Source organism: Microbacterium sp. (assembly GCF_036823965.1).
In the GTDB taxonomy this organism is placed as follows: Bacteria; Actinomycetota; Actinomycetes; order Actinomycetales; family Microbacteriaceae; genus Microbacterium.
Map to the genome: position 1 here is coordinate 282283 of NZ_DAITBE010000001.1, position 24363 is coordinate 306645.

General features: G+C 64.8%; 21 protein-coding genes. 13 read left to right on the forward strand and 8 right to left on the reverse strand.

The features are described from left to right. Positions 1–32: 32 nt before the first annotated feature. From V7Z82_RS01330 to V7Z82_RS01340, 3 genes are read right to left on the reverse strand one after another with little or no spacing between them, the layout of a single operon-like run. Positions 33–1010, reverse strand: coding sequence for a zinc-binding dehydrogenase (locus V7Z82_RS01330; protein ID WP_334148311.1), 978 nt, complete (start codon positions 1008–1010; stop codon positions 33–35). A gap of 16 nt (positions 1011–1026) precedes the next feature. Beyond that, positions 1027–1449, reverse strand: a complete 423-nt coding sequence (locus tag V7Z82_RS01335; protein ID WP_334147196.1) for an organic hydroperoxide resistance protein — start codon at positions 1447–1449, stop codon at positions 1027–1029. A gap of 26 nt (positions 1450–1475) precedes the next feature. Further along, positions 1476–1943, reverse strand: coding sequence for a MarR family winged helix-turn-helix transcriptional regulator (locus tag V7Z82_RS01340; protein ID WP_334147198.1), 468 nt, complete (start codon positions 1941–1943; stop codon positions 1476–1478). A 122-nt stretch (positions 1944–2065) separates the two neighbouring features. On the opposite strand from V7Z82_RS01340, the gene treS reads away from it, so the two are divergent. The 3 genes from treS (at position 2066) to V7Z82_RS01355 (ending at position 7767) form a co-directional block, all read left to right on the forward strand. Then, positions 2066–3835, forward strand: a complete 1770-nt coding sequence (gene treS / locus V7Z82_RS01345; RefSeq protein ID WP_334147200.1) for a maltose alpha-D-glucosyltransferase — start codon at positions 2066–2068, stop codon at positions 3833–3835. Beyond that, a complete protein-coding gene (locus V7Z82_RS01350) occupies positions 3832–5256 on the forward strand; it encodes a maltokinase N-terminal cap-like domain-containing protein (RefSeq protein WP_334147202.1) in 1425 nt (474 codons plus the stop codon). The genes treS and V7Z82_RS01350 overlap by 4 nt, the downstream gene beginning before the upstream one ends. Before the next feature lie 78 nt (positions 5257–5334). Further along, on the forward strand, positions 5335–7767 hold the full coding sequence (locus V7Z82_RS01355; protein ID WP_334147204.1) for an HAD-IC family P-type ATPase: 2433 nt from the start codon (positions 5335–5337) through the stop codon (positions 7765–7767). On the opposite strand, the gene V7Z82_RS01360 is transcribed toward V7Z82_RS01355, so the two are convergent. Beyond that, complete coding sequence (locus V7Z82_RS01360) at positions 7744–8148, reverse strand: hypothetical protein (RefSeq protein WP_334147206.1); 405 nt, start codon at positions 8146–8148, stop codon at positions 7744–7746. The genes V7Z82_RS01355 and V7Z82_RS01360 overlap by 24 nt on opposite strands. Before the next feature lie 72 nt (positions 8149–8220). On the opposite strand from V7Z82_RS01360, the gene V7Z82_RS01365 reads away from it, so the two are divergent. From V7Z82_RS01365 to V7Z82_RS01400, 8 genes are all read left to right on the forward strand, one after another. Further along, entirely contained in the window at positions 8221–9852 is a 1632-nt protein-coding gene (locus tag V7Z82_RS01365; RefSeq protein WP_334147208.1) for a DHA2 family efflux MFS transporter permease subunit, read from the forward strand. Between the two features lie 66 nt (positions 9853–9918). After that, the gene (locus V7Z82_RS01370; protein ID WP_334148313.1) at positions 9919–10503 is read left to right on the forward strand and encodes an NADPH-dependent FMN reductase; all 585 of its coding nucleotides are present in this window, start codon (positions 9919–9921) and stop codon (positions 10501–10503) included. Positions 10504–11089: 586 nt separating this feature from the next. Then, positions 11090–11674: an ABC-three component system protein gene (locus tag V7Z82_RS01375; RefSeq protein ID WP_334147211.1), complete on the forward strand. Its 585-nt coding sequence runs from the start codon at positions 11090–11092 to the stop codon at positions 11672–11674. Further along, the gene (locus tag V7Z82_RS01380; protein ID WP_334147214.1) at positions 11667–11897 is read left to right on the forward strand and encodes an ABC-three component system middle component 6; all 231 of its coding nucleotides are present in this window, start codon (positions 11667–11669) and stop codon (positions 11895–11897) included. Before V7Z82_RS01375 ends, V7Z82_RS01380 begins: the two co-directional genes overlap by 8 nt. Next, on the forward strand, positions 11897–13621 hold the full coding sequence (locus V7Z82_RS01385; RefSeq protein WP_334147216.1) for a DUF2326 domain-containing protein: 1725 nt from the start codon (positions 11897–11899) through the stop codon (positions 13619–13621). The genes V7Z82_RS01380 and V7Z82_RS01385 overlap by 1 nt, the downstream gene beginning before the upstream one ends. Before the next feature lie 278 nt (positions 13622–13899). Then, positions 13900–15429, forward strand: coding sequence for an AAA family ATPase (locus V7Z82_RS01390; RefSeq protein WP_334147218.1), 1530 nt, complete (start codon positions 13900–13902; stop codon positions 15427–15429). Continuing rightward, the gene (locus V7Z82_RS01395; protein WP_334147220.1) at positions 15416–16261 is read left to right on the forward strand and encodes an HNH endonuclease; all 846 of its coding nucleotides are present in this window, start codon (positions 15416–15418) and stop codon (positions 16259–16261) included. The genes V7Z82_RS01390 and V7Z82_RS01395 overlap by 14 nt, the downstream gene beginning before the upstream one ends. Positions 16262–16875: 614 nt before the next feature. Next, positions 16876–18828: an AAA family ATPase gene (locus V7Z82_RS01400; protein ID WP_334147224.1), complete on the forward strand. Its 1953-nt coding sequence runs from the start codon at positions 16876–16878 to the stop codon at positions 18826–18828. Positions 18829–19191: 363 nt separating this feature from the next. Here the strand turns inward: V7Z82_RS01400 and V7Z82_RS01405 are convergent, their stop codons facing one another. Together V7Z82_RS01405 and V7Z82_RS01410 are read right to left on the reverse strand one after the other, a co-directional pair. Continuing rightward, positions 19192–19575 carry a hypothetical protein gene (locus V7Z82_RS01405; RefSeq protein WP_334147226.1) on the reverse strand — a complete coding sequence of 128 codons (384 nt, stop codon included), beginning with the start codon at positions 19573–19575 and terminating at the stop codon, positions 19192–19194. After that, entirely contained in the window at positions 19572–20399 is an 828-nt protein-coding gene (locus V7Z82_RS01410) for a metallophosphoesterase family protein (RefSeq protein WP_334147228.1), read from the reverse strand. Before V7Z82_RS01410 ends, V7Z82_RS01405 begins: the two co-directional genes overlap by 4 nt. 386 nt (positions 20400–20785) lie before the next feature. On the opposite strand from V7Z82_RS01410, the gene V7Z82_RS01415 reads away from it, so the two are divergent. Continuing rightward, the gene (locus V7Z82_RS01415; protein ID WP_334147230.1) at positions 20786–22435 is read left to right on the forward strand and encodes a hypothetical protein; all 1650 of its coding nucleotides are present in this window, start codon (positions 20786–20788) and stop codon (positions 22433–22435) included. An 87-nt stretch (positions 22436–22522) separates the two neighbouring features. Here V7Z82_RS01415 and V7Z82_RS18095 read toward each other — a convergent pair whose 3' ends face one another. Next, positions 22523–22951: a helicase associated domain-containing protein gene (locus V7Z82_RS18095; RefSeq protein ID WP_442927533.1), complete on the reverse strand. Its 429-nt coding sequence runs from the start codon at positions 22949–22951 to the stop codon at positions 22523–22525. Between the two features lie 133 nt (positions 22952–23084). On the opposite strand from V7Z82_RS18095, the gene V7Z82_RS01420 reads away from it, so the two are divergent. Beyond that, positions 23085–23933, forward strand: coding sequence for a hypothetical protein (locus V7Z82_RS01420; RefSeq protein ID WP_334147232.1), 849 nt, complete (start codon positions 23085–23087; stop codon positions 23931–23933). Here V7Z82_RS01420 and V7Z82_RS01425 read toward each other — a convergent pair. Beyond that, positions 23866–24291, reverse strand: a complete 426-nt coding sequence (locus V7Z82_RS01425) for a hypothetical protein (protein WP_334147234.1) — start codon at positions 24289–24291, stop codon at positions 23866–23868. The two genes, V7Z82_RS01420 and V7Z82_RS01425, sit on opposite strands and share 68 nt — an antisense overlap. Positions 24292–24363: the final 72 nt, after the last annotated feature.

Genomic DNA, 24363 nt, shown 5'->3' on the forward strand with positions numbered 1-24363 from the left:
TACAGGCAGCCCCTCCACACGATCGATACAGCTCAGAACTTCAGCAGCACCTTGCCCACGCGTCCCGGCGTCTTGCTCAGGCGCACGGCGTCGGCGATGTCGGCAGCGTCGAACACGCCGGCGACGGGCAGCGTGAGCGTGCCGTCGGTGACGCGCTGCACGAGCTCGCCGAACAGTGCACCGCGGGTCGCGGGGTCGAGCGCCGGCATGACCTTGCTGCCCCAGAAGCCTTTGACCGTCGCCTGCTTGAAGATCACGTCGGACGAGGCGATCTGCATGACGGGGGAGTTCATGGCGCCGAAGGCGACGAGCGTGCCGCCCTCGCTCAGCAGTGACAGCACGTCGCCGGATGCTGCGCCGCCGACCGAGTCGACGCCGGCGACGACGGGGGCGCCGCCGGTGATGCGTGCCGCCTGCTCTCGCCAGTCGTCCTGGTCGGTCGAGATGACGTTCTCGATGCCCTGGACGCGCAGCTCCTCCACACCCTGGGCGCGGCGGACGAGGCCGAGCACGTTGACGCCCCGTGCGGCGCCGAGCTGTGCCAGCATCCGTCCGACAGCGCCGTTGGCGGCGTTCTGCACGATCCAGTCGCCCTCGTTCACCTCGAGGAACTCCAGCAGCGTGATCGTGCTGAACGGCATCGAGACGAGCTGGGCGGCGCTCTCGTCGGGGAGGCCGTCCGGCACCGGGATCAGCCCTGCGGCGTTCGCGACGATGTACTCGGCCCAGGCGCCGAAGGTACCACCGGTGGCCACGCGCTGTCCGATCGTCAGGTGCTCGACGCCCTCACCGAGTGCGTCGACGATGCCGAGCGCCTCGGTACCCGAGCGAGCGGGCAGCTCCGGCTTGAAGCCGTAGGTGCCGCGGACGGTCCACAGATCGTGGTTGTGGATGGGGGAGAGGACGATGCGCAGCCGTACCTGTCCTGCGGCCGGCTCCGGGAGCGGCTGCTCCTCGAGCGCGAGGACGTCTTCTGCTTCGCCGAATGCGGGGTGGACGAGTGCCTTCATGGTGGTCTCCCGAGTCTCAGTCATCGGACACGGTGATCGTGACGTCGATGTTGCCGCGCGTCGCGTTCGAGTACGGGCACACCTGGTGCGCTGCATCGGCGAGGGCCTGCGCCTGGTCGTGCGGCAGGTCGGGGATGACGACCTCGAGCTCGACGGTCAGCCCGAAGCCGCCGTCGCCGTTCGAGCCGATGCCGACGCGGGAGCCGACAGAGGAGTCCGCGATCGAGATCTTCTGCGCGCGGGCGACGGACTGCAGCGCGGAGTGGAAGCAAGCGGCGTAGCCGGCGGCGAACAGCTGCTCGGGGTTCGCGCCGTCGCCGCTGCCGCCCATCTCCTTCGGGATCGCGAGATCGAACTCGACGCGGCGATCGCTCGTGGCGACGTGCCCGTTGCGGCCGGCGCCGGTGGCGAGGGCCTCTGCGGTGTAGATGGCTTCCATGGATCTGTTCCTTCCGGGAGTGGTGGTCAGGAGCCGACGGCGGAGCGCGTGGCCCCGGCTTCGGACGATGTGGCGTGCTGCAGCAGTGCTGTCAGCTCGTGCAGCTCTGCGATGAGGCGGCGGCGGTGCTCGTCGTCGCGGATGCCGGAGAATTCGGCGATCTTCGCCGGAACGGTGGCCAGCTCCGCGCGAAGGGAGTGCCCGCGCTCGGTGAGCTGCACCGTGACGACGCGTTCGTCTGCGGCGCTGCGCGCCTTGGTGACCAGGTCGGCCTGCTCCATGCGGCGCACCAGGGGGGAGAGCGTGCCCGAGTCGAGCTGCATCGCTTCTCCGAGGGCACCGATGGTCTGCTCGCCTTCGTTCCACAGGAGCGCGAGCACGAGGTACTGCGGGTAGGTGAGTCCCCAGGGGGCGAGCACTGCCCGGTACGCCTGGGTGGTCGCGCGTGCGGCGGAGTACAGCGAGAAGCACACCATCTCATCGGTCACGGGCATGCTTCGAGTATTGCACGCAATTCAATTGTGCACAATGTATTGGGATCCGGCCGCGGATACACTGCCTCGCCGGAGGGCGCAAGGGGCCAGCGCTGGTCGACCGTCTGTGACACGTTGGGCGCATGACGAATGCTGCAGAACCGGCTCCGCAGACGGCATCCATCCCGATCCTCACCCAGGAACCATTCCCCGACACCCCGGGAAGTCCGGCACCGGAGTGGTTCAAGACCGCAGTCTTCTACGAGGTGCTCGTCCGCTCGTTCAAGGACGGCGACGGCGACGGATCAGGCGACTTCAGTGGTCTGATCGACAAGCTCGACTATCTGCAGTGGCTCGGGGTGGACTGCCTGTGGCTGCCCCCGTTCTTCCCGTCACCGCTGCGCGACGGCGGCTACGACGTCGCCGACTACACCGGCATCCAGTCCGATCTCGGCACCACCGAGGACTTCCAGCGCTTCCTCGATGCCGCCCACGCGCGCGACATCCGGGTGATCGTCGACTTCGTGATGAACCACACGAGTGACGAGCATCCGTGGTTCCAGGCCAGCCGCAGCGATCCGGACGGACCGTACGGCGACTTCTACGTCTGGAGCGACACGGATGAGCTGTACCAGGATGCCCGCATCATCTTCGTCGACACCGAGCCGAGCAACTGGACCTGGGACCCGGTCCGCCAGCAGTACTTCTGGCACCGCTTCTTCTCGCACCAGCCCGACCTGAACTTCGACAACCCGAAGGTGCAGGAGGCGATCATCGACGCCATGCGCTTCTGGCTCGACATGGGCCTCGACGGGTTCCGGCTGGACGCCGTGCCCTACCTGTTCGAGCGGCCCGACACCAACGGCGAGAACCTGCCGGAGACGCACGAGTTCCTGCGCGAGGTGCGTCGCTTCGTCGACAAGAACTACCCGGGCCGCGTGCTGCTGGCGGAGGCGAACCAGTGGCCGGCCGATGTCGTCGACTACTTCGGCGACCCGGAGGTCGGCGGCGACGAATGCCACATGTGCTTCCACTTCCCGGTGATGCCGCGTATCTTCATGGCGGTCCGGCGCGAGTCGCGCTATCCGATCAGCGAGATCCTCGCCGAGACGCCGTCGATCCCGTCCGGATGCCAGTGGGGCATCTTCCTGCGCAACCACGACGAGCTCACGCTCGAGATGGTCACGGACGAGGACCGCGACTACATGTGGAGCGAGTACGCGCAGGATCCGCGGATGAAGGCGAACATCGGCATCCGCCGTCGTCTCGCGCCGCTGCTCGACAACGACATCGACCGCATCGAGCTCTTCACCGCGCTGCTGCTCTCGCTGCCGGGCTCGCCCGTGCTCTACTACGGCGACGAGATCGGCATGGGCGACAACATCTGGCTCGGCGACCGCGACGGCGTCCGCACTCCGATGCAGTGGACCTCCGATCGCAACGCGGGGTTCTCGACCGCGAATCCCGGCAAGCTCACCCGGCCCGTCGTGCAGGACCCGGTGTACGGATACCTCGCCGTCAACGTCGAGGCGCAGCAGGAGGATCGCTCCTCGCTGCTGCACTGGACGCGGCTGATGATCCACGCCCGCAAGAAGCACCCGGCATTCGGGCTCGGCAGCTTCAACGACCTCGGCGGCTCCAACCCCGCTGTGCTGTCGTACACCAGGGAGCACACGAACGACGACGGCACGGTCGACGTGATCCTGTGCGTCAACAACCTGTCGCAGTTCCCGCAGCCGGTCGAGCTCGACCTCCGACGGTTCGAGGGGCTCGTCCCGGTCGAACTCGTCGGTGGGGTGCCGTTCCCGAGGATCGGTGAGCTGCCGTACCTGCTCACCCTCGGCGGCCACGGGTTCTTCTGGTTCCAGCTGCAGGATCCTGCAGCGGATGCCGACGAAGTGGGGACACTGTGAGCATCATCGAGCACGGCCTGCTGGAGGACTACCTGGTGCGGACTCGCTGGTTCGCCGGCAAGAGCCGCCCGTTCCGGGTGGCGGACGTGCGAGCGGTGGCTGCGTTGCCCGGCGACGGCGAGCGTCCGGACGTCGGCGTCTACCTCGTGACGGTGTCGTACTCGGACGATGAGGGCGGCAGCGAGCTCTACCAGGTGCCGCTCGCGCGCTACGTGGAGTATCAGGACCGGATCGGCCATGCCTTCGTGGGATCGATCGAGGGCGAGGGAGAGGCGCGGCATCTGTACGACGCGGTGCACGACCGCGAGGCGATGGCGCTGTGGCTCGACGGGTTCATCGCGGCCGAGGATGACGGGAAGACCGTGATCGACGGGCTGCGGTTCGTGCGTGTGCCCGACTCGGATGCGTTGGATCCGGAGCTGCGCGCATCGACGATGTCGGGCGAGCAGTCCAACTCCTCGATCCGGTTCGACGACACCGCGATCATGAAGGTGTTCCGCAAGGTGAGCGCTGGACTCAATCCCGACATCGAGATCCATGAGGAACTCACTCGCGGAGGCTCGGAGCACATCGCTGATCTGTACGGCTGGATCGAGGTGGAGGTCGACGGCGAGGTCCTGCAGCTGGCGATGCTGCAGGAGTTCCTGCGCACCGCCGCCGACGGCTTCGAGCTCGCCACGGGGAGCGTGCGGACCCTGCTGGCGGATCCGACCCAGAGCGTCGAGGAGTCGGGCGGCGACTTCGCCGGAGAAGCGGCACGGCTCGGCACTGCGATGGCAGAGGTGCACGCGTCGCTGCGGGATCGGTTCCCGGATGAGCGACGGGGATCGGATGCCACGGCCGCGCTCGCGCGTGCCATGAGCGACCGGCTCGACCGCGCACTGCCAGTGGTGCCGGAGCTCGGGCAGTACGCGGAGCGACTGCGGGCCGCATATCGTGCGGTGGCCGCTCTCAGCGGCATCGACGTGCAGCGCGTGCACGGCGACCTGCACCTCGGTCAGACGCTGCGCACGGCGCACGGCTGGCGCATCGTCGACTTCGAGGGCGAGCCCGGCCGACCGTTCCGCGAGCGCGCGCTGCCGGATTCGCCATGGCGCGATGTGGCCGGCATGCTCCGCTCGTTCGAGTACGCCCCCGGGGTGGTCGAGATGTCGCAGGGCGGCGCCGGCTCGGTGGAGGACGAGGAGCGCGACCTCCGGCACGCCAGGGGTCTGGAATGGTCCCAGCGCGCACGTCAGCACTTCCTCGACGCGTACATCGACGCGCTCGGTCCACGGGATGACCACGCGGTCGCCGAGCACCGCGTGCTGCTCGACGCCTACGTGGCCGACAAGGCCGTGTACGAGGCCGTGTACGAGAAGCGGAACCGGCCGACCTGGACGGCGATCCCGCTCGCCGCGCTCGCCGCAGTCGGGAGCTGAGGGCGCCGGCCGTGCTTCGGGCGGCCGAGCGCGACGCCTGCCTGGCGTCGCGCTCCGACCGATCGCTACAGTGAGCGGATGGAGCCCACAGCGACGGCCGGCATCGATACGCAGACCGATGCCGGAGTGGGACTCACTGCGGCGCGCGTCGCAGAGCTGACCGCCGTCGGGAAGACCAACGCCTTCGCCGGCGACTCGAGTCGGAGCGCGTGGAACATCGTGCGTGCGAACGTCTTCACGCTCTTCAACGGCATCGTCGGCGCCTGCTTCCTGGTGCTCCTCCTGCTCGGACGCTGGCAGGATGCGCTCTTCGGTCTCGCTGCGTTCGGCAACGCGATCATCGGCTGCTGGCAGGAGTTCCGGGCCAAGGCATCGCTCGACCGACTCGCGCTGCTCAACGCGCCGCGCGCACGGGTTCGACGCGATGGGCAGGAGTCCGAGATCGCCCCTGCCGAGGTGGTCGAGGGAGACATCCTCGTGCTGCGAGCCGGCGACCAGGTGACTGCGGACGCTGTGGTGCTCGAACACCGGTCGCTGCAGATCGACGAGTCGATGCTCACCGGGGAGTCGGATGCCGTCGACAAACGAGATGGCGACGAGGCGCTCTCCGGGTCGATCGTCGTGGCGGGCGAAGGAGTGGCCAGGACCATCAGAGTCGGTGCGGACTCCTACGCCAACAAATTCGCGGCGGAGGCGAAGCGGTTCTCGCTCGTCGCGTCGGAGCTGCGCACCTCGGTCGATCGCGTGCTGAAGTGGGTCGGGTGGGGGATCGGGCCCATCGGCCTCCTGGTGCTCAACGCGCAGATGATGGTCGCGGGAGGCTGGGTGTCGGCTTGGGAGACCGGCACCTGGACCCAGGCGATCGTCAACACGATCTCCGCGCTGACCGCGATGATCCCGCTCGGGCTCGTGCTGATGACATCGATCGCATTCGCCGTCGGTGCGGCTCGCCTCGCGTCCCGGCAGGTCCTGGTCAACGAGCTGCCGGCGGTCGAAGGCCTCGCTCGGGTCGACGTCATCTGCCTCGACAAGACCGGCACCCTCACAGAGGGTGAGCTCGCATACCGCGACCTCGAACCTCTCGGCGCGACCGCAGCCGGCTGGGAGGATGCGCTCGCCTGGTTCGGAGCCGCACCTGATGCGAACGCCACGGCGCGGTGTCTGCGCGAGCCGTATCCGGCGGCGGCGCCGCGCGAGGCATCCGTCTACATCTCGTTCTCCTCCGCTCGGAAATGGAGCGCTCTGGCGTTCGCCGATCGCTCGGACGAGACCTGGGTGCTCGGCGCCCCGGAGATGGTGCTGGGCGATGTCGCGACGGATGCCGGAACCGATGTGGGCGAAGCGGTGACGCGTCTGGCGGCCGAGGGGCTGCGCACGCTCGTGCTCGCGCGCACCTCGGAGCCCTACCCGCCGGAAGCCCAGGAGGCCGAGTCCCTGCCGACCGGCCTCGAACCTGTCGCCGTGATCACCTTCAGCGAGAAGGTGCGCCCCGATGCAGCCCAGACGCTCTCATACTTCCAGGCGCAGGGCGTCGGCGTCCGCGTCATCTCCGGAGACAACCCGCGCACGGTCGCGGCGATCGCGAGGCAGGTCGGGCTCGAGGTCGACGAGGGATACGACGCGAGGCAGCTCCCGGAGGACGACGCGGCGCTCGGCGAGGTGCTCGAATCGCACACGGTGTTCGGTCGGGTGACGCCCGAGCAGAAGAAGCGCATGGTCGTCGCGCTCCAGGCCAGCGGGCACACCGTCGCGATGACCGGCGACGGCGTGAACGATGCGCTCGCGATCAAGACGGCGGACATCGGCATTGCGATGAACTCCGGCTCACCCGCGACGAAGGCCGTCGCGCGTCTCGTGCTGTTGGACGGCCAGTTCTCGCATCTCCCGGATGTCGTCGCGGAGGGGCGGCAGGTGATCGCGAACATCGAGCGCGTCTCGATGCTGTTCCTCACCAAGACGGTCTACGCGACCACGCTCGCAGTGCTCTTCGGGGTGATGGTGCTGGAGTTCCCGTTCCTGCCGAGACAGCTCTCGATCACTGACGGCCTCACGATCGGCATCCCGGCGTTCTTCCTCGCTCTGATGCCGAACGTGCAGCGGTACGTCCCCGGGTTCCTGCGTCGATCACTGACCTTCGCGATCCCTGCCGGGCTGCTGATCGCGATCGCCCTGACCGTCTACACGCGCGTGGCGATGGCGCTGGGTGTCACTGAACCGCAGCTGCGGACCGGCTCCACGATCATCCTCGCGATCGTCGGTATCTGGGTGCTTGCCGTGCTCGCGCGTCCGCTCAACCGGTACAAGGTGCTGGTGGTCGGCGCGATGTTCGTGGCGTTGGCGACGCTGTTCACCGTCCCGCTCTCCACCGGATTCTTCCAGCTCATCGATCCGGGCGAGGAGGCAGCCTCCCTGATCGCGATCATCACGGTGCTCACCGTGCTCGCGATCGAGATCGTGCGGCTGGTGCACCGGCGCGTGCTCGCACGATCAGCGGTCGGCGAAGTGTCGTGAACCCGGCGGCGCCCACAGCGCCACCAGCAGCAGGACTTCGAGCACGGTCTGCGCGAAGACGGCCCAGTCCCAGTCGGTCGTCGCAGCGGTCACGACGTGCAGCACGAGCTGGATGCCGAGATAGGTCGTGAGCAGGAGGCGGGCGAGGCGGCTGCCACGACCGATCGCCGAGGCCACAGCGAGCGTGAGCAGACCGAAGAGGATGACGCCGGAGCCGATGAGCGATACCGCCAGCACATCGCCATCCGGCACGCGGTAGCGGCTGAGGAGCACGACGATGCCGATGAAGGCGTTCGACAGGCCGCTGAGCACGACCAGGATCACGACGATGCTGACGACGACTGGGCGTCGCTGCCGCTGAGTCTCGGTCACAGGGTCCACGCGCTCACTGTACAAGCTCCGATTCCCACGGAGAGCTACCGGAATCCGATTTAGCTAACTAAGCTAGCTATTGTGGAAAAGCAACTTCGCCTGCGGTGGGTCGGGCTGGTCTTCATCAGCATCGCCGTCTCCCTGATCATCGTCGACTCGACGATCGTCAACGTCGCCATTCCCGCGGTCGTCGACGATCTCGGCATCACCTCGACCGAGGTGCAGTGGGTGCAGGAGGCGTACACGCTCGTCTTCGCGGCACTGCTCCTGGTGTTCGGCAGTCTCGCCGACAGGTTCGGGCGCCGACGGGTCATGCTCATCGGCGTCGGTGTCTTCGCTGCGGCCTCCGTCCTCGCGGCCCTCGCGTCGGACGGCGGGATGCTGATCCTCGCGCGCCTCGTGCAGGGCGTGGGCGGATCGATGATCCTTCCCACGACGCTGTCGATCATCAATGCGACGTTCCGCGGACGTGAGCGGGGGATCGCCTTCGCCGTCTGGGGATCGACCATCGGCGGCATGGCTGCGGTCGGGCCGCTGCTCGGCGGATGGCTGACGACGGCCTTCTCGTGGCGCTGGGCGTTCGGGATCAACATCCCGCTCGGCATCATCATCGTGATCGGCGTGCTGCTGACGGTCGCCGAATCGCGAAGCGACCGCGCAGCCAGGATCGACGTCGTCGGCGCCGTGCTCTCGGTGGTCGCGATGGGAAGCCTGGTCTTCGGGCTGATCGAGGGTCGCACCTACGGCTGGTGGCTGGTGGACGAGCGACCGCAGCTCGGCGACTGGACGTGGCCGCTGGACCTGTCGCCCATCCCGTTCGCCTTCCTCCTCGCCGTCGTGGCACTCATCGGTTTCATCGTGTGGGGGGTGCACCGCGAACGGGCCGGCAGATCGACGCTGCTCGCCCTCCGACTGTTCTCGATCCCGTCGTTCCGCAACGGCAACATCGCAGCGGCCGTCGTGTCGCTCGGCGAGTTCGGCATCATCCTGGCGCTCCCGCTGTGGCTGCAGTTCGTGCTGGGCTTCGACGCGCTGCACACCGGGTTCCTGCTGCTGGCGCTCGCCGGAGGGTCGTTCGTCGCGAGCGGCGTGGCCGGGGCATCCAGCGGCAGGTTCCCGCCGGTCTGGGTCGTGCGGGTGGGGCTGATCGCCGAGATCATCGGCGTCGCCGGGGTCGGGTTCGTCATCGGGCCGGATGCGTCGTGGGTGCCGCTGCTCCCGTTCCTGTTCGTGTACGGACTCGGTGTGGGGCTGGCCACCGCGCAGCTGACCGGTGTGGTGCTCGCGGATGTCCCTGTCGCCGAGAGCGGCGCCGCCTCGGGCACCCAGTCCACCTCACGCCAGCTCGGGGCGGCGCTCGGCGTCGCGATCCTCGGCACCGTGCTGTTCAGCAGCACCGCCGGTCTGCTCGGCTCGGCGCTCGATGATCGCGGGCTTCCTGCTGAGCAGCGGGACCAGGTCGTCTCGGCGGTGGTCGACAGCGCCGGCGGGGCGATCGCCGGGCTCGAGGCGAATCCCGAGACGGCGGCGATCGCGGACGACGCGAAGCAGGCGTTCTCGGACGGCACGCGCTACGCCGCCTGGACCGCCGCGGGCTTCCTCGCGCTCGGGCTGCTCTCGACCATCAGCCTCGGGGCCGGGTCGGGGCGCGCCCGCCAGGAAGAGGACTCCGCGGATGGCGAGTCCTCGCCGGTGGGGAAGTCGTCGGACTGACACGATGCCGTTGATCGATCCCGATGGGCGGGGGATGATGACCTCACACCCACGATCCAGGGAGAGATCATGACATTCAAGGTCGGATACTTCATCGGAAGCCTGTCGTCGACGTCGATCAACCGAGTGCTCGCTCAGGGACTGATCAGCGTCGCGCCGGATGACCTGGAGTTCTTCGAGACCCCCATCCGCGACCTGCCGCTGTACAGCCAGGACTACGACGCGGACTACCCGCCGGCAGCGCTCGCCCTGAAGTCCGCGATCGCCGGGGCGGATGCCGTCCTGTTCGTCACTCCGGAGTACAACCGGTCGATTCCCGGCGGACTCAAGAACGCGATCGACTGGGCCTCTCGGCCGTGGGGACAGAACTCCTTCGACCACATCCCGGCAGCCGTCATCGGTGCATCCGTCGGCGCGATCGGCACCGCACTCGCGCAGCAGAGTCTGCGGGGCGTCCTCAGCTTCTGCAACGCCCGGCAGATGACGGCACCCGAGGCATACATCCAGTTCAACCCGGACGACTTCGAGGCGGACGGCAGTGTGTCGAACCCGAGGACCGCCGACTTCCTGCGGAGCTTCATGGCCGAGTTCCACGACCACATCGAGCGCGTCCTGACCGTCCTCCCACGTGGCGAGGCCGCTGTCTCCTGATTCATCGCCGTGCCGGCGAAACGGGGGGAGGCCTCCGACCTCGACCCGCACGCGCGGCTGGCATGAAGCGAAGAACCCCGCCTGAATCAGGCGGGGTTCTTCGTTGTGCTCGGAGATTCAGGTGCCAGACGCAACTGCTCTTCGTGCAAGTTGTGTGGGTTGTACGCGGAAGGTATTTTGCCGCATGATTACGGGGATGATTTAGCTCGATTACGGCGCCGATCCTCTGCTGTGTCCGTCGTAGTCCTCTACTTCGACGCTGCGTTGACCGGCGCTGCCGCGGCGAAGTGCAGCCGGGGACAGACGAGTTGCTCCGCGCCCCCTCAGCGGAGTCAGCGGTGTCGTGTGCTGCTGGCCGCAACGCAACCCATATTCTGAGGTCGTGCCCAAGTCGTCATCGCGTGCTCCTGTACCCGTAGCCCAGGAAAAGGTTGTTGTCGCCCGCAGCGGCAACACCTGCGCGTATCCCGGATGTGGACTGCTCCTCACAATTGAGTCGCTAGCCGATGAAGACCGTCCCAAGGCAACAGGAAAGGTAGCTCACATCTGCGCGGCAAGTCCCGGGGGTCCGCGGTACGACTCGTCGATGACAGACCAGCAACGCGGATCGGCGGACAACCTGCTCTACCTGTGCGGCCCTCATCATGATGCAGTGGATGCTCAGCTCGCGTTGCACACGGTCGAGTTCCTCAGGGACGCCAAGCACGCGCATGAGGCCCGCGTAGCGCGCGCTGTCCGCGCCGGTCTGGGTAACGTGTCGTACGCGGAGCTGGCGTTGGTCTGCAGCGTTCTCGTCGGCGCGGCCGAATCTCCGGCCGCAGTCCCCGTTGATATCGCACTCCCTGTCCAGCAGAAGATTCAGCTCAACAAGCTTGGCCCGAGCGTGGTCGAACGGATCACCGCAGGCCTCTCCCAAGCAGAGCGCGTGGCCTCCTTCATCGCTTTCCAAACTGAGTTGAGCCCCGGGTTCGGAAAGCGCCTCGCGGCGCGGTCCAAGAGCGATTACCACTCCGCCCTGGCAGACGGGCTTGAGCCCGATGAGGTGTTCGACTACCTCGTGCAACGTGCGTCCGACAATGCGGGCGTTCAGGACACAGCGCGACATCATGCCGCGGCGCTCGCAGTAATCTCCTACCTGTTCGAAATCTGCGAGGTGTTCGAGCGTGAGTGAGCTGTTCCCGGACAAATTCACTCCGATAGCGAAGACGCTGGTCGGGGAAGCAGCAACAATCCTTCTCCTCCTGGGGCAGCGAACCCTAAGCGTCGGTCAGCTCTTCGTCGAGTACCGAGAAACAGTGCCGACATCGCCCTACGACTCGTTCGCCACGGCCTTGACCCTGCTCTATGGCGCTGGAGCAATCAATCATCACGACGGAATGCTGAGGATCGAATAGTGCTCGTTCGTTTGAGCTCCAACCGGGCCGAGTTCAAGCCCATCACCTTCCAGCCAGGCTTCAACGCCATCGTCGCCGAGCGAGCCCCCGACTCCACGGATCAGGACAGCCGCAATGCGCGCGGGAAGTCTACGCTCCTGTCGATCCTCGACTACGTCCTCGGCGGCACCTTTGACAAGAAGCTGCAGCCGCTTGCGGACGACGGCTGGGAGTTCACCCTTGAGCTGCAATTGTTCGGGGGTGCCGTCATCGCCACTCGCGCGCTCGCTGGCGGGAACAAACTCTCAGTCATCGGGATGGGCGCAGCCAAGGAGATCATCGCTCCCTACCTCGTTGAGGGCCAGATCGGAGTAGAAGACTGGAAGGACCTACTTGGGCTCGGACTGTTCCGGTTGGAACCCCTCGCGGAGAAGGTCTCCGGCGGGATCTCGGTCCGCACTCTGCTGTCATACGTGATTCGGACGGATGCGCCGAAAGACCCGCTGAAGGTCATCTCGGTGCAGAGCGCGACGAGTAGTCGCGAGCACATCGCTTTCCTCCTTGATCTCGACTGGAACGTCATCCTCGACCTCGCCAACGTCGACAAGAGCCTCAAGCAGCTCAAAACCATCACTGCCGCCGCCCGCGACGGGCTTGTGTCCACATTGCGTCCGGAGAGCGATCTCGCGCTTGAGCGGGCGGCACTGCTCACCGAGGTCGAAGAATGGGAAAGCAGAATCCAGGGCTTCCGGGTCTTGGAAGACCCCAACTCACTGGTACAGCGCGCGGACGAACTCACGGCAGAGATCTCCGTTCTCCGAGACGAGGCCGTCGTTGACGGCCGAATGCGGGCGCTGTACGTCTCGTCACTCTCTGAGGACGCGAATGATGCTCAGTCCGTGGTCGACATCGAGGGGCTCTTCGCCGCTGCCGGCGCGGTGCTCGCGAACGGCTTCACGAAGCAGATGCACGATGTCGCAGCGTTCCACGCCAACCTCCTAACCAATCGAAGAGCCTTTCTTCGAGACGAGATCGAGAACCTCGATGAGCGCATCAGAGTTCGAAAGGCTGACCTCTCACGTCTTGACGAGCAGAGAGTAGGTGCGCTTCGCACGCTGGACGCCGGCGGCGCCCTTGAGGAGCTCAACGAACTCAGGAATGAGCTCGCGAGTGTGCAAGCACGTATCGCCGCAGTCGACCTTCAGATCGAACAAGCGCGTGAGCTGGTGACAACACGGGAGGAATTGAAACTGCAGCAGTCCACCCTCCGTAAGGGCGCAACTGAGCAGCTCGCGAGCTCCAGACAGAAGCTTGACCATGTTGGCGCGCAGTTCAGCCAGAAGATGCGACGGCTGTATGGGAAGGATGCCGCGCTAACGGTCGAGGTCGACAACGCCGGATACAAGTTCACCGTCAGCGTCCCCGGTTCAGGCAGCAGCGGTGTCGACCGCATGAAGCTCTTTTGCTTCGACCTCACCCTGCTGGAAGAAGGAGCGGTATCGGCCCGTCACCCCGACTTCCTCGTCCACGACTCTGTCGTGTTCGACGGCGTCGATCCGCGCCAGCTCGCGAAGGCGCTCCGCTTCGCGCAAGACATGGTGCAGACCACGGGTGGACAGTACATCTGCACCATCAACAGCAACGACATCCCGCAAGACGTGATCGAAGAAGAATGGTTCAATGACGGAATAGTACGTTCGATCCTTGACACCGAGGTTGGCGGTTTGGTCGGGCGCGAGTTCTAGACCTTCACTACTCCGACGGCATGGCGCCGTCGTCATCGCTGTAGTTTAGACGCTGCCTGAGTGGCTTCGCGGCAATGTAGAGATGGGCGAGGAAACAGCCCTACTTCGTCGACCACGGCCGACTGACTGCCGTGTTCAGTTGCGACAGCGTAGCTAGGGCTGCCGGAGCAGTCTCTCGCTGTATGATCGACTCGATATACCGGTTGGCAGGGATCAGACCGCGGTTGCCCAGCGGATCGAATCAAGCGCGCTGGCGCGCGAGCGTCATGGAGAGAACCTTGAAGTTTCATTCCACCGGATGGCCGGGGATCAACGAGTCGAGGCCAAACAGGGTGTACTTGCGCCGCATCGACTGGGATGACTGGTTCAAGTATTCGACATCCTTCGACGTTATGGTCGTCGACACCGACGGCACCCGCCACAAGATCGGTGAGACCAAGATCGGCAAGTTTGGTCTATTGCCTGCTGGTCGAGGGGACGGCGAGCCAGGGAAGTCTCGGCTTCCTGGTCCGCCTGATAGTTTCCGGGAGCTCCCTGAGTCATACTTCTCGCTCGGTCAGGATGCGTCTTTCTACGAGAAACTCTCCGAGATCAGCGCGGACGTTAGGGAAACGGTTTTGAGGGGGCTAAACGACCTCGCCTTCGACCCCGAATTGCTCACGCGGGCCCAGAACGAAGACGTGACAAGGGTTTCGTTGCTCAGATATGTCCCCCTCTTGACCGTTCAAGAGCAGTATGCCCGTCTAGCCCGTGGTGGAGTGAGGCTCACGCCTTACAACCTCCGGGTCAACCTCGATTACCTCGGCGACCGACCAGTACGATTCAAGGTTTCTCCGGATTCGCGACCGCCGACAAACATCCACGTGATCATCGGCCGCAATGGGGTCGGCAAGAGCACCTTCCTGAATAGTCTCGCGATGCATCTCGTTAAACAGGGCGCGAGCGGAGGGCCGCCATCATCGGAGGATTCCGACGAGACCGTGGCGAACCTCGTATCGGTTTCCTTCAGCGCCTTTGACTCATTCGAGCCGCTCACCGCCTCTCGTGACAGGACGAAAGGCCTTACCTACCACTATGTTGGCCTCAAGATCAAGGATGATTCCGAGCGGATCAAGGGGCCGAGAGCGATCTCTGCGGAGATGTCGAAGTCGGCGCGATCTTGTCTGCAAGACTCACGCCGGTCCCGATGGGTCAGAGCGCTCCGGCTACTGGAGAGTGATCCGATCTTCCACGCAACCGGAATCGCAGACGCAGCGGAGCGCGAGTCTGAAGATGACTTCCTCGATCTACTGACTGCCAAGTTCAAACTGCTGAGCTCGGGCCATAAGTTGGTTCTCCTGACCATCACTCGGCTCGTGGAAACGGTCACCGAGAAAAGTCTTGTTCTTCTCGATGAACCCGAGGCTCACCTACACCCTCCACTGCTATCGGCATTCTTGCGGGCGCTTAGCGACCTCCTCATCAATCGCAATGGCCTCGCTGTGGTTGCGACTCATTCCCCGGTCGTCCTGCAGGAGGTACCGAAGCGATGTGTCTGGAAGTTTGACCGAGACGGGGAAACCACGACCTTCAAGCGACCACGACTCGAGACTTTCGGTGAGAATGTCGGCACGCTCACCAACGAGGTCTTCGGTCTGGAAGTCACCTCGACCGGGTATCACAGCATGCTGCTAGATATTGCCCTCAACCATCGCGATTCCGGTTACGACGCTGCGTTGGACGAGCTCAACGGTCAGCTTGGCAGCGAGGGCAGAGCCATCCTTCGCGGAATGATTGAGGCGATGAGAAGCAGCCATGTGGACCGTTGACCCTCCGTTGTCGACCGTGGCCGAGGTTGCGATGGCGTGTTCCTCGCGGATGAGGGATAAGGACCTGAAAGAGCGCGTACGGAGCGCGGTACCACGCCTCTCGCAGCTCCATCTGAGTTTTCGCGAAGCGGTTGAAGAAGGCGATGTTCACGTCTGCGCACCGGAGAACTTCCAGGTAGATGAACTCAGTTCTGCTGAACTAGTTGCCCTGTACGACCGCCAGTTGGCAGGATCTGGCACTGCAGCCCGAAAGCACTATGACTCACTTATCGCAGGGGCCCGCCATCATCTCTGCAGCTACTGCCAGTACGGGCATGCAACAACTCTGGATCATTATCTACCGAAGTCCAGAATCGCAGCGCTAGCCATCGAGCCGTGGAATCTCGTGCCTGCTTGCCAGCAGTGCAATCATCAGTTGAATGCCTATCAGGCGAACACGATGGAAACGACGATGTTCCATCCGTATTTCGAGGGGGTCGATGGGCGATGGCTCTTTGCTGAATTGGTTGAGGGAGACCCAGCGACCTTCATATTCGACGCCAGGCCCGGGCCCCAGGTGGACTCAACTACCTCCGCTCGAGTCGAGTTTCAGTTTCGCCTCCTCCGACTTGGTCTGATGTACGCTTCGGTCTCTGCCCGGGATATTGTCGAAGCTCGAAATACCCTCGCGCGTGGCCGCCAATTCGGTTCACTTTCCTCAGAAGACATCTCTGAGATACTTTTCGAGTCATCAGCTGATGCTTTTGCCACTGATCCCAATAGCCGCCGAGGTGCGGCGTACGAGGCGCTCGCGCAGAGTCAGTGGTTTTGTGAGGTGGGTCACAGCCTGTAATCGCGCTTCAACTGCCGACCTAGAGAGTGCTGCGATGTTCACCCGACCTGTGGTGAGTTGTTGCTCAGTTCTTGGATGAGCAGGTGAACGGGCTGCGTCGAAGCGGTATCCGGCCGAAGGGTGCCGCGATCTCTTAGCCTTCCGCCGAGATCGACTCGCGGGGGCATACCAGCGACGGAGCAGGCGTGTCGTGGAACGATCTACTTAGCGTCGTCGTGGGACGCGGGTGAGGGAGCAACTTTGAACGCCTCGTGTGCCGCTTCGGAGCTAACACGAGAGTGATATTCTTCGCTCCACCCGAAGTACATCGCGAGTCGACGAAGCCATTCCGCGTCGTCAGTGTGGTCGGTCTCGCTTCCGCCATTCTCAGGGAATCTGTTCCGGTGCAGATGTACAGCGAGGTCCTCGTACAGCTTCCTCTGGACGGACAGGTCGCCGCCTTTGCGTGCACCGCGAATCTTCGGATCGACGTAGGGATGATGGTTGCCTTTGGGGTCCCATGTCGGGGCCTCGCCGACCGGGCGCAGAAAAACGGATTTCATGACGCCAACCTATCGCTGCCGGCCCGCCGGACATCCTCACGAGCTCTACAGTGAGTGAAACACGAAGATCACTTGGCCGTCGGCCAGATCTACTATCAGGGGGGAGTGCCGATGAGGCTGCTACGTGCGCGCGTCCGAGGAGTTGGAAGGCTTATCGACACGGTCATCAAACTGGACCAGAAGCTCATCGCGGTAGTCGGGCCGAACGAGGCCGGCAAGAGCACGCTGCTCAAGGCGCTGGAAATGGTCAACGGCGATCTCACCCTGCCTCCGGATGAGCGCTCGCGGGCAGCGGCGATCTCCGACGATGCCGACGTTGTGACCGTCACGTACAAGCTCGAGGATGTTGACGTCGCCGTACTCGAGGGCCTCGACCTTGAGTCTTCTCCCTCCACTCTCACGTTGTCACGCACCGCGAATGGTGACGGTTCCATAGGTATTCACCCCTTTCCGCGCACCGCGGTTGGTGACGTTCTTCACCGAGTTACGGAACTCCGCGATGCCCTTCCTCGGCTGGACGCGCTTGAGCGAGTCGATACCGGAGATCCGGAAAGCGATGAGAGTCAAGACGACTTCGAGCACCGGAGGTCTGTGACTGAAGACCTTCATGACCTCGGTGAGGCACTCGCGCTGTTCTTCGACTCGGACAGTCGGGATACGGGAGTAGGAGACGAACTACTCCGTTCGGGGCGAGAGATATTCCGGGAGCTTCAGAAGTACTCGAGTCCGACTGCTTTGAGGTCGGCCTGGGCACAGATCGAAGAATGGCTAGCCACGCCTCCGCCCGAGCCCGTCGTGCGTGAGCGACTAGGCAAACGTCTTCCGGTGATGGCATTGTTCGCAGACGCCGACCGCGAGCTGAAGTCCGCCTACACGCTGGACCAGGCGCTATTGAAGGACACGCCGCCGGCGCTGGCAAACCTTACCCGCCTAGCCGGTCTCGACCTAGCTGCCCTGGTGGCGGCGGTCGAAACCAACCAGGTGTCGCGACGCAACACACTGAAGCACCAAGCGAATCGGCAACTTGCTGCGCACTTCTCTAGCGCCTGGAAGCAATCATCCCTCGCGGTCGACCTCAACATTGAGGGCAAGACGTTGCGCATCGGGATTGTCGAAGATGAGGTTTACGCTTCCGTTCTCGAGGAACGCTCGCAGGGACTCAGGTCCTTCGTCGCACTGACGGCGTTTCTCGCGTCCCGCGAGCTTGAAGTGCCGCCGATCCTCCTCATCGATGAGGCGGAGAACCATCTGCACATCAACGCACAGGCAGACCTAGTGGAGATGTTGTCCAGGCAGGAACAGGCCGCGAAGGTGATCTACACCACTCACTCACCGGCCTGTCTGCCGAGCGACCTCGGCGTCGGAATCCGTGCCGTCGTCGTAGATGGCGAGGAGACTAGCCACGTCGAGAACAGCTTCTGGTCCCAGCGTTCTCCGGCGCTAACGTCTCTTATGATGGCGATGGGAGCTTCGGCCGCTGCTCTCACACCAGCGCGATGTGTCGTCGTCGCGGAGGGCGCAAGTGACATGATCCTGTTGCCTTCGCTCATCCGACTTGCCACCGGATTGCAGAGGCTTCCCTACCAGATCGCTCCAGGGCTGTCTGAACTACCGCTCGATCTCTATCCGGAGTTGGACTTCCAAGCCGCGAAGGTTGCATACCTCGTTGACGGCGATGGCGGAGGAGCGGACCTTGCTCGACATCTCGGGCGAGTGGTTCCAACGGAACTGGTCGTCTCCCTTGGTGTCGCGGGAGTCGAGAACTTGCTGCCCTCAGAGACTTACACGGCCGCAATCGAAGAGTACCGAGCTGAACATGCGATGGGCACGTCGTCGACTGCGCTCGAGTTAAGCGACCGGTTTGCCGAGGCGTGGTCGAAGACGGCAGACAGGTGGCTCGAGAATCACGATGTGCGCCCCGCCTCGAAGGTAGCCATCGCCAGCACGATGGTGGAAAGAGGAATCGGCGAGCTGCCCCCCCGAGGCCATCGCGCACCTGAAGTCGCTTCATCAGCAGTTGTGTGATTCTCTCGGCCTCAACGGGTGAGCGCTGAACGACGCTGAGAACGTTGCTGCTCCGATGACGCCGAAGGCGAGGACGAAGGTGCCTGCCGCTTCCGCTGCGGCTGCGAGCAGCATGGGCGCTGCCGGCGGCTTCCCGAGAGTGTGCGGGTGTGGTCGGTGCCGGAGAGCAGGCTTAGGGGAATACATGAAGGCGATCCGTCCTCGGCGCGGACGCCGGAAAATCGGGCACGCGTCTGTTGCGCGCCGTGATACTCCGACGCTATTGAGGGATCACCGGATGCTGTTCCGAGATGTGTCGAGGAGCTGTTCGACGGGTGTTTAGATCACATCGAGCTTGCCGTAGAAGCGATATCGCGAAGCCCGTCAGCTGCTCCACGACCACGCGTTATGGCGAGCTTCAAGCAGTACACGTTCAACGTCGACCTCGCGCAGTCTTTCGATGGCGCTGGGCTCCTCTCCGCCATCCCCATCATCGAGTCGCGTGTTCAGCCACTGCGCCCACGTCCAACTCCCGCTCGTCCCCGTGCTCAAGACCTGAAGCACTTGAGCAAGTCCTTCCACCACGTGCCCGTCCCACACTTGGCAGGCGGGATAGAGGAGGACGCCGTCCTCAGTGAGAAGTTCGAGCACGGCGAGCGACGTCGCGGCTGTCGCTACGTCTGGTTCGGTCCACCCGAGGGCGCGCGCCAAGGATGCGCGCGTGTAACAGGGCCCGATGATCTCCGCCCACGGGTTCTTGTCGGTCATCGCCCTGCTGCCTCCCGGATCTGACGCAGCGATGGCGTCTCGATGCGCAGCGTCTGCATGTCGAGGAACCCGACGTTACCCTGTTGCCCATCCTGACCGAGGCTCGCCACACGTAGCCCATACTCTGTCTGACCGCCGCCGGGCGCATGCAAGTGCCCGTGAATGAGGAGCTCCGGGTAAACAATGTTCCACACCTTCGCCACGCGCGCGCGGGAGTTGGCTGAGTCCCTGAGGGCGTCGTCCGGGAACCCGAAAGGATTGGTTCTCAAGATCTCCTGCACCGCGCGCACCGGGGTGCCCGCAGGCGGCTCGTGCGTGAGCATGAGATCGGCTGGACCACCGGCGATGGCAGCCTTCACATGCTCGCTGGTGATCTCTTCGTCCTTCCAATAGCTGACGCCCTCCTGCCGCCATGCCCGGTCCACGGATACCGCACCTCCGAGGGAGAGGACATCGCGCCCGCCGACGGTCAGGCGTGCGGGCCTCGGCAGAATCCAGGTCATGTCGGAGACTCGGATGGCGGCGCCAGGGTGGGCGTCGAGCAATGGGCTGAGTTGGCCCCACTGCTCGTGGTTGCCAAGCGTCACGTAGATGCGCTCGATACCTGTTCCGTCGAGGGCCTCGTCGGTCGCATCGGGATCCATCGCCCAGTCGCCGAGCTGCAACATGGTGCTCACATCTGGCGCGAGCGTCTGGACCGCCCTGGCGACGATGTCCAACCACCGGAAGTTGCCATGGATGTCGCCGACGACCGCGACGCGCTGGTCAGGTAGCGAGACCTCATATGCGCACTCGAGCGCTTTCAGAGAAGGTGGGGTCCGCATCCCGTCAAGCTGCCCTTGTTGCTTCGTTGCGGGGGAGTTCCTGCGCCCGTACCGCCTCCACCGCGAGGAGGGAGGTCTCGCCAGCATCCGTCGCCTGCTGGCGCGTGGTCGCGTTGGATGGCCGATCCCGCTCGCGCGTCATGTCCGCGGTGTCTTGTACCTGTCTCATCCGGACTCGATCCTTTCCTCGATAACAGCGGTGACCTTCCATACGTTGCCAGGGACTCGCGTTGGAGATCGTGCTGAACTCGCATCAACTGCGAACGCGTAGGTGTGAAGCCCAGAATGAGCGCGATCTATGACAATCAGTGTCACAAAAAGAGGATCAGAGACCTTGAGGCTCATATGTTCGCAAAAGTGGAGATCCCGCCGCGCACACGGCTGGCATGAACAACTCAGCTACCAACATGACCATCAACAACTCGGACTCGCTCGCCGGCAACGGACTCCGCATCGCTTCGTACATCGCCCGTCCGGCTGCCCCGATCCCGACGGCGACACTCCAGAATGCGCTCGCGCTGGTCGATGCCTCGGGTGTCGTGGAGTTCTTCGCGGAGTGGGCGAAGGAGGACGGCAGGTCAGCGCGACCCGCGACACTGGCCTCCCGGCAGGTGCTCGCGGTCTGGATCGCGCTCGGACTGGCGCAGAGGGAGTTGACCGTTTCGAATGCTATCTCTGTACTGTGTGAGCACTTCACCCCCGCGAGGCGCCGAGCGCTCGATCTCCCAGATGGCTTCACGTCGCTCGTTCCGGAGCAGGTGGCGCGCCTGGTTGAGCGCGCGACTCGGCGGCTGATGGACGCCGTCGACGCCTACCCATCCTTCGCTCGCGGACGTCGACTCACGAAGAACGAATGGGCGCGTCTCCTCCAGTGCCGCGCTGAGCAGTCCGCCAAACTGGAGGAGCGTCGCAAGCGGTTCGTGGCGTTCGCCAACCGCCTCCTCGAGGCGCAGCACAAGACGGCTGGCCTTGACTCGGAAGCCTCAGTGAGCGTCGTCGTCGACAGCTGCTTCCGTGCGGCGGGTGCCCGCGGTGTCAGCCGTCGTCGGTTCGAGGCTCTCGACGGCGAAGGACGAGTTTCTGCCGAGCCCGATGCCGGTTTCGGCGTTACCGGTGGGACGGCTGACGGGCGCGGTCAGACGCGATACGGGTGGGAAGACGAGCTCGCCGTGCTCATCTCCAACGACCCCGACAAGCGACGCTCTGTGCCCAACATCGTCATCGGCATCAATCCGCACCGACCGGGCGTGGGGTTCGCCGGTGCCGCCGCTGAGATGCTTCAGGACATCGCAGCCCGCTCCGCTGGTGTGGACCATGTCGTCGCCGACCGCGCATACACGGCGACCCGGCCGGCCCCGTTCCGCACCCCGCTCGCCGACCTCGGTGTAAAGCTCGTCGCGGACTACCCGTCGACCTGGCTCGGAGTCCAGGGCAAGTCGGACACAGGTCTCCTGGTCGACGGCACCTGGTATGCGCCCGGTCTGCCGGCACACCTGCAGACCGCAGGTCAGAACTTCGCACGTGCTCTCGCGGCGACGACCGACCTGAAGGAGCGTTTCCAGGCGTTCCAGGAGCTCAAGGCGCTCGTCGACGCTCGGGTGGACTTCGCCCGCCTCCACCCGCACGTCCCCGCAGCCTCCTCGGATGAGCGTGATGAGCAGCACTACCCCTACCGCTCCGAGCAGTGGGGCAAGGTGTACAGCATGGGCCGTCAGGCGTTTGAGTCCTACGCCGCCTCCCTGAAGGAAGCGCGGACCAACATGGGTGGAGGAATGCGAGGCGCGACCGCGCAGGCCTTTCTGAGTGTGCTCACGGTCATCGGGACGAACGCACGCATCATCGAGGACTTCCAAGCCGCTCGACTGACGCCCCGCGACCGGACAGTGCCTGTTCCGCCGCTGATGAAGGTCTCGGCGGTCGCGCCCGCGGCGGGGACGACCACATGCAAGTCCCAGCCACTGCGCCGGGTCATGCTCTACCCGGCCCGTGTCAGATCCACGCAGACCCCCTGCGACAACGGAGAAGGCACCAACTAGCCGCTAAGAGTTGAAGAACGGGCTGTCCACCTCGGACAGCCCGTTCTTCGTTTCTGCACGGACGCAGGTCTGCGTCAGTTGCTCTGTTCAGATATTGCGGGTTGCGTAGGTCAGGAGTCGTACTCGTTCAGGCGAGAGACGTCCGTCGGCCTCGGCAACGCGCTGCCGAGAGACCCAGTGGGCGAGCGCGGACTCGCCCGGAACCGAGCCCCTCACTCGTGGCAGCCGCCCCTCCACCGCGATGAAGCGACGGAGTTCCTCGGCCCGCTTCTCCCACGCGTCCGCGCGCGGCTTGTCGCTCCACCCGGGTAGGGACATCAGGGCGGCCTTCTGATCTGCAGTCAGGGTCGTGGCGCGGCGCTGTCCCGCCGTCCATCCCACGACGTCGGCGGGGACTCCGTCGCTGAGGCGGGGGAGGCGTCCGAGGGCGTGCGCGTACTCGGCGACTCTTTCGTAGCTGGCCCACCAGGGGCCGAGGTCTCTCTTGGATCTGGGGGCATTGCGTGGTGTGTGCATGCGTTAGGCATGCGCGGTGGCGTTCTCTCTGGAGTGACACGCCGTGTCGGTGGCGTCGCTCGCAGTTGATGCGACGTGTGCGCGAGCAGGCGCCCTACCGTGGCGTCATCACAGCGGATGCCTTGGAGGAGTCATGACGTCACCGAAACCACTCGAACTCGACGACACCGTCGACGGAGTGGATCTGGACGCGCGCCGTTTCGCCGCCCTCGTCGTTGACGATGTGAGCCGCCGCGTGTCCTATCGGCACGAGAACCTACTCGCGGCGGTCCAACACCACGTTCGGTGGGCGCACGTGGTGTCGGGGCTTCCACTCGAGCGGGAGTTCCTGTTCCGGCGAGACGTCATCGCTGTGGCGGTGCAACAGCTCCCGATGAAGTCCGACGCGTCCCTCGGTCGTCGCCGTGCGATCCTCCTGCGGGTGGCGGAAGCCCTCGGCGTCTCCGAGCGAGCGATGCCACCCCTCTACGGTTCCGAGCCGAGCGCGCCATATGCCGCGCAAGAGATCGCTGAGCTCCGGGTATGGTCTGCAGTCCAGCAAGAGAGCCGTCGGGAGTCCGCGAGGGTCCTTCTTGCTCTCGGCATCGGAGCTGGCCTGACCTCCTCGGAGCTCTGCGGGGTCACTTCGTCCGACATCTCGTCTGACGCCTCATGGGTCGAAGTGTCCGGGCCCCGGGCAAGAGCCGTTCACGTCGATGCGGAGTGGCGTGACGCTCTCAGCGGGTCACTGCACATCACGGACGGCCCCATCTTCCAGCCGAACGTGCGGTGGTACCCGAACAAGATCAGTGACTTCGTCCGCTCCACGCGGGGAGACCAACTTCGACCGAAGCCGCAGCGGATGCGGGCGACGTGGCTACTGCAGCGCATGACGGAAGGGATCCCCGTTCAAGACCTCCTGTACGCGGCCGGGGTCAAGTCGTTGGACGCGCTTGCTCGATTCGAGCGATTTCTTCCTGCACCTGCTGCTGCGCCTTCGTGAGGTAGTCGCGGACGTCGGTGAGGCGTTGCCGTTCTCTGTGCTGCTCCTCCGTCGACGGCCACGCGACCATGGAGAACGGCACCCCGGCGGCATCGAGCAGAAGCATCAGGTCATCCAGACCGGCCGGGATGTTTCCGTTCATGAGGCGCGACAGGCGCTCGCGGCCCCACCCCGTTCGTTCGAGCAGATCGGCTCGCTTGTATCGACGCGCTTTCAGCCCGGCGAGCACAAGCCCGACCGCCGCGTCCTGGACCTGAGCGGCGCGGCTGCGTGCGCGCTCGGTCGGGTCCTCCGGCAATGGAGTCCAGAGTCGTCTAGCCGCGTGCTGGCCGAACTTGCCGGGGTTCGGGGCGTACATGCGTGGGGCGCGGCGACTCGGGGACACTGGAACATCCTCGCACAATCTGTGACGCCTCATGTCACGAATGGT